The 12,706-nt window shown below is 45.2% G+C and carries 11 protein-coding genes; 3 read left to right on the forward strand and 8 right to left on the reverse strand.

The genetic code is table 11. The annotated features are described in order from the left end of the window. Nucleotides 1-11 precede the first annotated feature (11 nt). Complete coding sequence (locus K0I73_RS14560; protein WP_220061788.1) at nt 12-1,733, reverse strand: methyl-accepting chemotaxis protein; 1,722 nt, start codon at nt 1,731-1,733, stop codon at nt 12-14. Between the two features lie 170 nt (nt 1,734-1,903). After that, complete coding sequence (locus K0I73_RS19165) at nt 1,904-2,032, reverse strand: hypothetical protein (protein ID WP_258405199.1); 129 nt, start codon at nt 2,030-2,032, stop codon at nt 1,904-1,906. A gap of 145 nt (nt 2,033-2,177) precedes the next feature. Between K0I73_RS19165 and K0I73_RS14565 the strand changes: the two genes are divergently transcribed. Further along, entirely contained in the window at nt 2,178-3,716 is a 1,539-nt protein-coding gene (locus tag K0I73_RS14565; RefSeq protein WP_220061789.1) for an MFS transporter, read from the forward strand. A gap of 53 nt (nt 3,717-3,769) precedes the next feature. Here K0I73_RS14565 and K0I73_RS14570 read toward each other — a convergent pair whose 3' ends face one another. The 5 genes from K0I73_RS14570 to K0I73_RS14590 all read right to left on the reverse strand — a co-directional run bounded on the left by K0I73_RS14570 (nt 3,770) and on the right by K0I73_RS14590 (nt 10,967). Next, entirely contained in the window at nt 3,770-5,791 is a 2,022-nt protein-coding gene (locus tag K0I73_RS14570) for an EAL domain-containing protein (RefSeq protein WP_220061790.1), read from the reverse strand. A 238-nt stretch (nt 5,792-6,029) separates the two neighbouring features. Beyond that, nucleotides 6,030-8,303 (reverse strand): OmcA/MtrC family decaheme c-type cytochrome, encoded by a 2,274-nt coding sequence (locus K0I73_RS14575; RefSeq protein WP_220061791.1) that lies wholly within the window; start codon nt 8,301-8,303, stop codon nt 6,030-6,032. 159 nt (nt 8,304-8,462) lie between these two features. Continuing rightward, complete coding sequence (locus K0I73_RS14580; RefSeq protein ID WP_220061792.1) at nt 8,463-9,428, reverse strand: LysR family transcriptional regulator; 966 nt, start codon at nt 9,426-9,428, stop codon at nt 8,463-8,465. A 139-nt stretch (nt 9,429-9,567) separates the two neighbouring features. Beyond that, nucleotides 9,568-10,332, reverse strand: a complete 765-nt coding sequence (locus K0I73_RS14585; RefSeq protein ID WP_220064400.1) for a 16S rRNA pseudouridine(516) synthase — start codon at nt 10,330-10,332, stop codon at nt 9,568-9,570. A gap of 2 nt (nt 10,333-10,334) precedes the next feature. Continuing rightward, on the reverse strand, nt 10,335-10,967 hold the full coding sequence (locus K0I73_RS14590; RefSeq protein ID WP_220061793.1) for a helix-turn-helix transcriptional regulator: 633 nt from the start codon (nt 10,965-10,967) through the stop codon (nt 10,335-10,337). A 155-nt stretch (nt 10,968-11,122) separates the two neighbouring features. On the opposite strand from K0I73_RS14590, the gene K0I73_RS14595 reads away from it, so the two are divergent. Then, entirely contained in the window at nt 11,123-11,728 is a 606-nt protein-coding gene (locus K0I73_RS14595) for an NAD(P)H-dependent oxidoreductase (protein ID WP_220061794.1), read from the forward strand. A 46-nt stretch (nt 11,729-11,774) separates the two neighbouring features. Beyond that, nucleotides 11,775-12,203 (forward strand): VOC family protein, encoded by a 429-nt coding sequence (locus tag K0I73_RS14600; RefSeq protein WP_220061795.1) that lies wholly within the window; start codon nt 11,775-11,777, stop codon nt 12,201-12,203. Nucleotides 12,204-12,249: 46 nt separating this feature from the next. Here the strand turns inward: K0I73_RS14600 and K0I73_RS14605 are convergent, their stop codons facing one another. Further along, the gene (locus tag K0I73_RS14605) at nt 12,250-12,498 is read right to left on the reverse strand and encodes a hypothetical protein (protein ID WP_220061796.1); all 249 of its coding nucleotides are present in this window, start codon (nt 12,496-12,498) and stop codon (nt 12,250-12,252) included. Nucleotides 12,499-12,706 lie beyond the last annotated feature (208 nt).

The raw sequence follows: 12,706 nt of genomic DNA on the forward strand, positions 1-12,706 counted from the left end.
AATAAGCGCTATCACACCTTATAGTGAGCGATATCCGCTTCCATCGATTCGGCGAGTCTGGCAAGATCCTCGGTAGCCGCACTGCTCTGCTGGGCACCTTCGGCAGTCTGATCCGAAATATCGCTGATATTGGTAATATTGATATTGATCTCTTCGGTCACCGAGCTCTGCTCTTCCGAGGCCGTCGCTATCTGAGCATTGAGACCATTGATCTGCTCTATGCTGTTGAGGATCTGTTGCAGTGCACCACGTACCAACAAGGATTTATCCACACTCAGTTTCACCTGCTCGGTGCCACTTTCCATCATCTGCATCGAACTTTGCGCGCCCTGTTGTAACCGCTGGATCATCTTCTGGATCTCTTCGGTAGAGTCTTGAGTGCGCTTAGCAAGCGAACGCACCTCATCGGCCACTACCGCAAAACCTCTGCCCTGCTCACCGGCTCTTGCCGCTTCAATCGCCGCATTGAGCGCCAGCAGATTCGTTTGCTCGGAAATCGACTGAATCACATCGACCACACCGCCGATCTCATTGGAGTGCTGCGCCAATAAAGTCATGGCTTCACTGGCCCCTGCCAGCTCTGTGGCTAAGGCTTCAATCACAGCAATACTCTCATCGACAACCCCTTGCGCGCCATGGGCCGCCTCATTGGCTTCTTGAGAAGCGCTGGCTGCCGCCGCGGCGCTTTGCGCCACCTCACGTACCGTAGCGGTAAATTGATGGATCGCGGTGGCGATAAGCTGAGTCTGTTGCTGTTGGTCTAACACATTACGCTGGGTCTGGGTCGAGACCACGGCATTTTCTTCTGCCGAGCTGGCTAATCTTGAGGTCGATTGATGGGTATTGGTGACCGCCTTCTGAAAGTCAGCGGCAATGCTATTAACATGCTCGGCAATATGCGAGAACTCATCATTGCCGCCTAAGTCGATACGCTTAGTCAGATCCCCCGATGCTATCTCAACCGCCGTATCTTCAAGCTGCCTGACCGACTCACTCACACGTCTGATAATAAATACCGCACTCACGCTTATCACCAACATGCTGACACCCGAGAAGATAGCCACCAGCCAGATATACAGGGCGATGCTCTCTTGCGACCGCTCGAAACTCTTCTTGGCTTCGCCAATCTGGAGGTCTAAAAAACCTTGTGCCTCACTAGTAATATCCTTAAAGAGTGGATTGATTTTTGTTAAAAGGATCTGATTCGATTGAGAGTAATCACCATTACTTAACGCGGTCGTGGCGGGCTCAAAACCCTCCTTAGTCACCTTGTCGAGTAAGTTAACTAGGCGATTGACCTGCTGACGCTCACCATCATCTAAATTCGATATTAAAATTTCATTATCGACAATATCATGCAACTTTTTCAGAGATGCCTTACTGGAATCAATATGAAACTCAATAGGATGATTGTGCATATCAGCAAATTTGCTGCGAGGATCATGTTGAAATCCAAGTAATAAGCCACTACGCGCCTTCTCAAGTTCGTTAAGCACTTTGCCAGCACGAATACTATGTTGCATACCTTGAGTGTAGAGATCACCGATAGAATCTCCCGCCTGTTGCATCCCCGTTATCCCCTTATACCCTAGAAAGATAAAGGCAATAATGATTAAAAAAACGTTCAGCTTAAGTTGAAATCTCACCGATTTAATCCGTTCCATAAAATCACTTCCCTGCGACGATTTCTGTCGACTCATATCATCCTCAACCTGAATACCTGTAACAGACATAGTATCTTCCCTTAGTGAAATTTTATTATGAATAGCACAATGACAGCGTAGTTAATTAACCATAGCCCCACTCATTGAAAATACCTACTAGGGAGTAGATCTCATTCGAGAAATCGTTTGATTAATTGATCTAAGTCACGATCTCAAAAGAAGCAATATCTAACTTTATATCAGCCGCTTACATATCCATACCAAACTACTTCAGCATTATCTTTACGCTCAATAGAAAGCGGAGTTCGGCCAATTAAAGGGATCTTATCACTTGCAAGCGTTAGCACTCGTTTTATCTCGTTTAACATCGCCCCCAATCCTCCCGCTCGTTACAATCACTTTGGTTTTTAGCACCAAATTTAGGTAAAGTGTGCTCTGCAATCACAAGCTATTATCGCAAGCTCAACATTTTTGCGACCAAAACAACAAAAAATAACTCTAATAAGGAAGGGTATGAGCGACTCCAAAGATGCTTACGCAGACAATGATCTGCGTGAAGTTAAGCAGCTGGGAATGTGGGCCTCCATTGCTAGCTTAAGTTATATTTTCTGGATCGTCGGCGGCATGGAGCTGGTCGAACGTATCGCTTACTATGGCGTCAAAGCCAGTGCGGGGCTTTACGCTAAAGCGCCAGTTTCCCAAGGCGGCTTAGGGATCAACCTGCACGACTATGGTGTGATCATCTCTATTTGGGCATTGATGCAAACCTTTATTCCCGTATTTACCGGCGGTATCTCAGATCGCGTCGGCTACAAGGAAACGATTTTTGCCTCCACCATTATTAAAATCTCTGGTTATTTGGTGATGGCCTTCTTCCCCAACTTCTGGGGATTCCTGTTTGGCGCCATATTACTCGCCGGAGGTACAGGTATCTTTAAGCCCGGTATTCAGGGCACCTTGGTGCTCTCTACGGGTCGGCAAAATACCTCGATGGCTTGGGGGATCTTCTACCAAGTGGTCAACATCGGCGGCTTCTTAGGTCCACTGGTTGCCGTACATATGCGTCAGCTCTCCTGGGATAATGTGTTCTATGCCTGCGCCGCGATTATCTCGCTCAATTTCCTATTCCTGCTCGCTTACAAAGAGCCAGGCAAAGAGGTGCGTATAGAGCGTAATCGCAAAATCAAAAGTGGTGAAGTTACCCAGCAGGCGCTATGGAAAGATGCTTGGCATGAGCTAAAGAAACCTGTGGTTATCTATTACATGCTAGTGTTCGCTGGCTTCTGGTTTCTGTTCAACTCACTGTTTGACGTACTGCCTATACATATTGCCGAGTGGGTCGATACGAGTGTGATTGTCACCAGTCTATTTGGCAGCGAGGGCACCTCAAACGGTATCTTACAGTTCTGGCTTGGCCTCGATAATACCGGTACCAAAGTGATGCCCGAGGGGATGCTTAACCTCAATGCGGGGATGATCATGACCAGCTGCTTCCTAGTGGCTGCCCTCACGGCAAAATACCGCATTACCACCGCCATGTTAGGTGGTTGTCTGCTCAGCATTTTGGCCTTTGTATTTATTGGTGCGACCAATGCGGCCTGGATGATAGTGCTGGCGATTGTGATGTTTTCCTTTGGCGAAATGATGATTAGCCCTAAGAAAAATGAGTTCATGGGTAACATTGCACCTGAAGGTAAGAAAGCCATGTATTTGGGCTTTGTCATGCTACCCCAAGGGATAGGTTGGGGACTCGAAGGCTACTTTGGCCCTAAGTTATACGAGATGTATGCATCGAAAGAGATCTTCTCCCGAGAACTGCTGCTCGATCGCGGTATGAGTAGCAGTGACATTGCAGCCATTCCTCAGGGCGAAGCCTTTACCACTCTGGTGAGTTATACTGGCGAGTCGGCGCAGGCACTAACGACACTGCTGTATAACACCCACAATATTGGTATGGCCTGGTACATCATCGCTGCTATCGGCACGATTTCGGCGGTCGGTATCTTTATTTATGGTAAGTGGCTGCTGACCCTGCAACGAGCACGAGCCTAAAATCGTGGCTTCACGAGGGAGCGAGGCTCCCTCGTGGTCTAAGTCTAAGCAGCCTACTGCTGGATGTTACAACTACTTTGCGTTATGGCGTATTGCCGAGCCTCTTTTGCCGGCATCGCCTTAGCATAAAGCCACCCCTGAACCACAGATACCCCGACAGCAGCAACGAACTCCTCTTCAGCCTCAGTCTCTACCCCTTCGGCCACCAACTTAAAGCCTAAACTACTGCATAGCATACAGGTATGACGGTATAGCACTTGTCCCTTGTGATGCTTGATATTTTCCAGGATTGAACGATCGAGTTTGACCCCATCTATAGTTATTTTACTGAGGAGGCTAATACTGGAAAAGCCGGTACCAAAGTCGTCAATCACAAAAGAAAAACCATGTTGTCTTAAGCTCGCTATACTGCGTTCGACACTGGCTAGATCAGCCACAAACATAGACTCGAGCACCTCAATATCGACCCGCGAAGCCACATCGCCGAGTTGTTCAATAAGCGTCGACTGTATCTCGGCATCAAGCACACTGTTTGGATTTAAGTTAAGGCTGACTCTGGGATAGAAGCCCTCTCTGGCCCATGCCACCATATCTTCACGTAAACGATTGATAACAAAGCTATCAATCAAATTGGCGTACCCAGCCTGCTCGAATGCACGAATAAAGTAGGGCCCGACAACTTTTCCCTGGGCGTTTCTGAGCCGTAATAAAGCTTCAAAGCCGACGACACTTCTGTCATTCAGGCTCAGCTTAGGCTGGTAATAGAGTAAAAACTTACCATTGAGCACGTCTTTGATTATTTTTTCCAAATTAATATTGGCGGCTAGATCTAACGACTGTTGTCGCGCATAGTTTTGCTCGCTGATCTTGTCGATATCATTTTGAAGTTGTATTCGCTTGATCAAATCGTGTTCAAAGTCGTTTTTATCGGCAAACAAGCTATAGCGCCTAACGAAAGGTAAATAGATAAATACGCCGGCACAGACGAGCAACAGTTGGATCAGCGGTAATGCTAGGCTGCCTCCCGCCAAATACCCATTGAGAAATATCGGCGTGATCCAAGGAAATTCTGCGCCAGTAAAGCCAATCCAGCCCATATGAACCAACAAGAGTCCGGCCAGGGTATTAAACAGCGGCACCAGGACAAAGGGCACCACCAACCTTGGGTTGAAGATAATCGGCAAACCATAAATCAAAACTTCATTGATGTTAAACAGGGCAAAGGGCAAGGCAAGCTTGGCAATATTAATGGCATTTCTATCTTTCGAAGCGATAAACAAGGCGATAATCAATGAATGGGTCGCACCACTGCCACCCAGTAGCACAAACAGGTCGGTAAATTGAGACAGCGTCAATTGCATCGCAACCTGCTGCAGTCCATTATCTAAACCTATGACCAATAAGTAGGCGATGTCACCATGCACCCCAAAGCACCAGAGAATATGCGTCGCAAGCACTCGTACAAATAATTGTAGATCCACACTACTGGCGGCTAACCCCTGTTTCAATATCCCAAATACTTGCGCCAACATTTCACCGGCGACATACATACTCACGGTGACTAAAACAAAGCATAAAATTAACGGTATAAATAAATTGAGATGTAACTTCAGATAACCACTCAGGTTCGTACTCTTGAGTAAGTTGAGTGCCTCAATCCGCATCAGATACCTAAGTAAATAGGCAATGAGAATAGGCGTGATAATGGCTCTGGCATCGCCAAATAAGAAGGTAAACCCCTCTGTCACAACTAAAGCATTTACGACCTGAATATTCAACGCTATCTGAGTACCAATGGAGAGTGAGGCAACCACCACAGCGGAAACATGCAGATACTTGGCAAAATGAAATGATAAAGATAGCAATGCCAACAGGGGGAAAAAACTAAACAACAACCCCCCAAATTGACTGAGCCAGATGTAAGCATTGCTCGAATGCCAGCTGGGCTGCCACACATCGACTAACGCAAGAATCAGCGCCAGTAAGGAGTTAACGAAGATAAAGGGTAGCAATGCAATAAAAGACTCTTTTACTGCAATCAAGAACAGACGGGGAAAAGTTTCGTTGACGGCCAATATATTTCCACTTAATCAATCATTACCACTACTTAACTTAGCCTAATAAAATGGAAATAGAAAGCCTATAGAAAGCCTATAGAAAGCGACGATTTTTCAGCTACCAACAAAAAAGGGGACCTTTAAAAGGTCCCCGAAAATACTTCTATCTCAGTGGGCTGGTAGCAGGGGGTGAGCCCACTTTGAGAGATCTATTATTATCTAGATACTGTATCTAAGTACTATACCTAGGCACGATCTAGTGTCCGCCTCCCATGTGGACTTTATCAACACCGTATGTCTTACCTTCGGCGTGACAGGTTGCACAAGACTCTACTGGTAAATCTGGAGTTGCATCTGCCTTACCATCAACAGTCGCACCGTTGCTCTCGAAGTGAGCAAGCGCTGATGCACTGATGTGACAAGTACGGCAAGTTTCAGCTACAGGAGAGATAAACCCTGTTGGAACTTGAATTGAACGCTTACCAGAAGTTAATCCACCATCGGCTGCGAAGAAAGTCGCGCCGTCTTTGTGACAAGCTTGACAGTCAGTCGCTAGTGCTGGGTAACCAACAGTTTCTAAGTTCTTATCTAGGTAGATTCCACCACCAAACGTACCAGTGTGGAAACGGTGAGCAACGGTCATTAGGTCGCGGTTATTGAAAGTTAGACCTTCAACAGGAGCCATGATTGGGTTGCCATCAGTATCGACTTCACCTGTATCATATTCCACTGCACCGTGGTAAGAACCTGGGTATTTGTTGTTATGACAATCCATACATTGAGTAAACTCACTTACACCATGACGTGGAGCCTTGATATGAGTAAGGTTACCGTGACAACTATTACACTTAGCTTCGCTCACTGTTACGCGGTCCATGTCGCTCATGCGAGCTTCTGTAGCTGCAACAGCAGGGTCATCTAGGTTAAAGTACTTAACTGGAGCACTTGCTGATACCTCTGTGTAATCGCCATCGGCACACATAGCAGCTTCACCGTCAGCACCACAGATCATCACCTCAGCAGTCACATAGATAGAACCCATTAGACGAGCTGAATCGAAGCTCTTAGTTGTAATAAGCATACCACCAGTCATTGCTACACCACTTACAGGCATGCCCAATCCACGGATTGGAGTGCCATCGGCGTCAACATTACCAATCAATAGACCAGTAGATAAACGCGGCATGTACGGATCAAGCATTGAACCGTCTGCAGGAGCTGCGCCGTTAACCGTCACCTTAGTGGTTACAGTTAGTGCACTGGTACCGTCACCATTGTCAGTCACAGACACACCTTGGAAATCAAGAACAACTTGTTCTTGTTCAAGCGCTCTGTTACCCACTTTATGCGCAACTTCAGGACTCAAGTTACCAATATGACAGTTCATACATTGTGAATCGTCAGCTTGTGGTAGCTGGAACTCAGAATGACCTTCACCAGTTTCAAAGTTAACGGTTACGTGACAACCCACGCAGGCCTCACGGTAAACATTCTCTTTCCACTGATTACCATTGTCATGACAAGTCGTACATTCGTTCAATTCCGCAGGGAAATGAACACCGGCAAACTCTTCTGCATCACCTTTTAACACGCCCCACTCAGCAAGATGCCCACCCGCATGGATGGTATGGATCATTGCATTGAAATTAGGGTTAAAGCCTTTTTCAGGATCGTTTTGGTCGGCTGCATAAGCAGGGTTATGACACGCTACGCAGTTTTCAACTTTCTGATAGTTATGATGAGCACCGATGTTAGCGATACGCTTATCGTCATCACCATAGCCCATCAACTCACTATGACACTGAATACAAGCAGCGCTTGAAACCGAATCTTTAGCCGATACGGCCAACTCACCCGTTGCAGGAATGAAATCAAGTGGTGTCGAGAGTAATTTATCGCTAATGCCTACGCCAGAGGCATCAGTCACATCATAGGTACGAATCATCACCCTAAACATGCTGTTTGGATCGCCATCGGCAGATACAACAGGAGCGTTACCATCATGTTCCCATGTACCCATATAGGTACCAGGGTTTTCAGCATCTTCGACTAAGGTACATGCATCGACTTCGGTGCCGCCACGCGCTGCTGCCTTACCAGTCGGCGTACAGTACATGCTAGAACCAAACTCGTTAAGTAATGCATTGTTTGACCACAACATTGGCGCGCCAATATCTGTAGTGTTCTCAACTTGGTTAGTGACATATAGCGCCACTTTTTCAAGACCAGTAAATGGAACGTCATCTCCTTTACTATTTTTACCTGTCGCAGTGAACTTAATAGAGAAGTCATCAGCTCCAACTACTACGATATCGGCAGGTTGTAGGGTTAACATGAAGTCTGCAGCGGTAGTCACGGTATCAACAGTTGCACCAGCTGGTGCTCCAGGTGTACCTGGCGTTCCAGGCGTTCCAGGTATCCCTGGTGTTCCGGGGGCACCATCTTTACCATCGTCTCCATCACCACATGCGCTCACACCAATGGCACACATAAGTGCCACGGCTAATAATGTTCTTTTATTTTTTTTCATCGCCATATCCCTTTCTAGGTATTTGCTGCTATTGCAGTACCTCAAATATAAGGGAGTTACGACAAAATGTTAGATAATTGAGTCCAAGTTGTGACTACAATTTAAAGATTCATTAACAGAAATTTCAAAATTTGAAATGACTAATTCTAAATTTTGAAATCAGCTAGCAACGAGTAGCTTCTTGATAAGTTGAATAATTAATTCGCGTTGTTCGATAGAATAACGACGATACTCTTGCGGACTCTCTATCAACAGGTACTCAGGTGACATACTTTCGCCGTGAAGTCGCTCTACCTCATCGACGGGTAAAGGCTCAACTCTAATGCCTGGCAAGCTAGTGCAAATCCCAGCTTCAGAGCAGGGTAAAAACGAGATAGACCCCATAGTTAACAGATGGCTGTACCACTCATCTCTGGTGGTCACTCGCGAGATACTCTCTATCGCAACACCCGCTTGGCGAGCAAAGACTTCGAGTGGATCGATCTTGTCATTAAACCCTTTACCATTGAGGCAGAGAAACGGGTAACTACAGATAGCTTCTAAACTGATTGAGGCTGAAGATGTCCAAATAGGATGAGACTCTTCTGCCGCAAGACTAATTTGTGAGAGTACCCCCAGCGACTCAATCGACAATTGATGTTCACTCGTGGTATCGAATCCGACCCCGAGATCGATCTCACCATTATGGATAAGATCGGCCGACTCACTATCCCAACTGACAAACTGCAATTTTCCAATCAAATGACGGTATTGACTACGAGAAAATGCAAGCGACAAACTCGCCATAATACTTGAGGTCACCGCTACCTTTATACAATCCGTACTGTGTTCTCCTGCCTTTTCGGCTATCGACTGTTCTATTTTTAAAACGGCATCACAGAACTGGCAAATCGGTTCATATAAGTATTCGGCTAATGGCGTGGGCTTGAGTCCCAACTGACGACGATAAAACAACTCATCATCAAAAGTGGCTCGTAACATATTTAAACAACGACTAATTTTAGGCGCTGACACATTGAGCTGCTTAGCCGCAATATTGGCATGTCCAGTCTGGAATATTACTTTAAAAACCATCAGGCAAAAGACATCGAGTTCGCTTATTTTTTTAAGGCTTTGGCTAGTCATCTACACTATTGTTTATTTGAGCAATCTAATATTTATAACACAAGATTCTACCAAAGCAATATAGGTTACTGTCACACTATTAGATTTTACTTGTTTAACTTTTATGCACATTTTTTTACTAATTATGAACTAGTGGAGCTTAAACTAAGGTGATTTCATCAGCGGTTAACTGACGACTCTGACCGGGTAAAAGCGTGTCATCTAGCCTGATATCACCCACCGACAGCCTATGCAGCGCAACCACTGGATTTCTAAATCGGCCAAACATACGCTTAATTTGATGATAACGCCCCTCTTGCAGAGTCACCAAGGCTCTGTGACTACTCACTATCTCCAATGTCGCAGGCAAAGTGGTGATCCCTTCAAAAGCGAAATAGAAGCCATCAGCAAATGCTTGAACATACTCTTCATCGATGGGATTTTTTAGTGTGACTAAATAGCGTTTATTAACCTTATGCTCAGGTGACATGATACGCTTCGACCACTGACCATCATTGGTAAGCAACACTAAACCCGAGGTATTTAAATCGAGGCGTCCGACGATATGTAAATCATCACACTGCACTTGATTGCTGTTGGGTTGAATGTTGTTGGGTTGAATACCATTAGGTGAATAGTTAACCGTTTCCTTAAGCAAGTCGATAACGGTTCTATGCTTATCGTCTTTAGTCGCACACACCATACCAACTGGCTTGTTAAGCATGATATAGCGAGCCTGTCGTTGCTGCAGCACAAGACCATCGCAGATGATATGACTAAACTGATCGATTTGGAGATCGATATCTCTAGCAATAACACCATCGACCATGACTCGTCCCTGAGCTAATAATAGTCTTACCTGCTTTTTAGGTATTTGGAGATGACGACTAATAAATCGATCTAATCTTGAGCGCTTAGACTGCATCATTAATCCTGAGAGAGCGGAACGACTTTATAAGCACAGCGGCGTGCACCTTCGATAATATGTTCCTCTCTACTAACCGTCGCCAGATCGTCAAATAACCATTGAAACAGTTGCAATTCAGAGCGGCAAAAATTGACACAATGTCTTGCTGCCGCGCAAATAGGACAGTGATTTTCAAGCAACCAAAAATGCTCCTCCTCCTGCTCTACAGTGGCCACATACCCTTCAGTCGTTCTCAATCGAGCGAGAGCGTGAAGCTTTTCGAGCAGGCTAGAATGACTCGCTAACTCCCTCTGATAGAGCGCTTTACTGGCCTCTTCTCTATGGCTAATCAATTGCTCTAATCCGCTATCACCAAAAACAACTTTTACCGACTCGATCAGTTGACTCGTGAGATCATCGTGTCTATCTGGAAACAGGGAGTAACTTTTCTCGGTGAGTGACCAATAGCGTGTGGGTCGGCCACGACTCGCTTTTCGATCTTCAAAGACGAGCATCCCCTCCTCTTCTAATCCTTGTAGATGCTGACGTACCCCCATGGTCGTTAGCGAAAACTGCTCCGCCAACAGCTTGGCAGTGGTCGGCCCCTCTACCTTTAGGTAATCCACTATTTTATCGATTGTTTTCTTACTCACTCCACGCTCCCAAATAACACGCTACTTGCCACATTATTACCCATACTTACGAGCTATCCAACAAATAAGTAAACTTTTCTATTTACTTTAGTCTTTACAAAATTAAGTAAAGCAATTACATTACAAAACATTAAATAAACAATATGGTTTACATAATGAATATACTTATCGTCAGTTCCAGCCAAAGAACCCCATCACAAAGCGCTAAAGTTGCGAGTTACATTGCGAAGCACTGCCCACAATTTCAGTCAGTTAGCCATATCGAACTGTGTAACTTTAGGCTGCCATTTTGGGACGGTGACAGAGCCAGCCCTGCGTTACTCAATAGTGATTGGCATGATATTAGCGCTCAGATCAAGCAAGCCGATGCCTTAGTGCTGATCACTCCAGAATGGGGCGGTATGGCATCACCACTGTTAAAGAACTTTCTATTGCTCTGCGATGGCCAAGACACTGCTCATAAGCCCGCTCTGTTAATTGCAGTATCGGGTGGTATTAGCGGAGCTTATCCGATTGCCGAACTAAAAATGAATGCATTAAAGAACAACAAACTGGTGCCTATCCCAGACCACCTCATCATCAGAAATAGCGAAAGTGTTTTACTACAGGGTGAACAAGATCAGCGAGAGCAACAACTTAGAGGCAGAATTGATTACAGCATCCACATGCTGCATCAATACAGTATCGCATTAAAAATAATCCGAGATAACCATCAAACTCAACCCTATCCGAAGCAGCAAGAATATAGCTATGGCATGTGATCGTTCCGATCATCTGACCAAGATTATTTTCCTCGAGGAGTCAAAAATGATCCACTTAGAACATGTTAACTTAGTCGTTAGAAACATCACCGCCAGCCTAGCTTTCTACCAGGCGGCATTCCCTCATTGGACGGTTCGCGGTGGCGGTAAAGGTACTTGGTATGGCAAGCCACGAAACTGGATTCACTTTGGCGACGACTATCAATATCTGGCATTCAATGATGATGGTGAAGCAGATAACCGAGACTTAACGGGACATCAAGTGGGCTTAGCGCATTTTGCTTTTGTAACTCATGATCTTGATGGCCTCTGCAATCGACTAGAAAAAGCAGGATTTAATGTTGATAAAGATGGCGCAAGTGATCCCTATCGCCGCAATGTGTACTTTATTGACCCTGATGGTTTTGAAGTTGAGTTTGTCCAATACTTAACTGACCAGCCTAACGAGCGAAATAACTACAATATGTCATCTTAAACGCCAGTAAGACTTAGCTAAACAGATAAGTCTGTTTAGCTAAAATTTACCCCAACCAAACTAATAACGAAAATAAGCCTAAGTAGAAAAAGAAACCGCTTAGGTAGACCATGTAAAAGTCATTTTTAGCCAAACGCTTTTGATGATGAAATAGGGCTGGCCAATAGAGAGGTTTCTGGATCTTTCCCAATGATAAAACGGCTAATGCGACAGCGCCTGTGGTATACAAAATGAACGACAGCAACACCTCCCAAAATAACCAGATAAAGAGTTCAGTTAAACTTGCCGCAATCATAAGCATTCCTCATAAAGTAGCGGTTTGCAATATCAGTTAATCGCTAATCCCTTAACGAAAAAAGAAAGCCTACAATCACCGCCAACCCAACAATAACCATTAGGGTTAGCGTTTTTGAACACGTCATCGATTATCATAAGGCAAAGCTAGTTTGCATTTCGATTACGTCAAACCAAGAAGCCTTCTGCTTGTCCTGATTAGATTGGTA

Source organism: Shewanella mesophila (assembly GCF_019457515.1).
Lineage (GTDB): Bacteria > Pseudomonadota > Gammaproteobacteria > Enterobacterales > Shewanellaceae > Shewanella > Shewanella mesophila.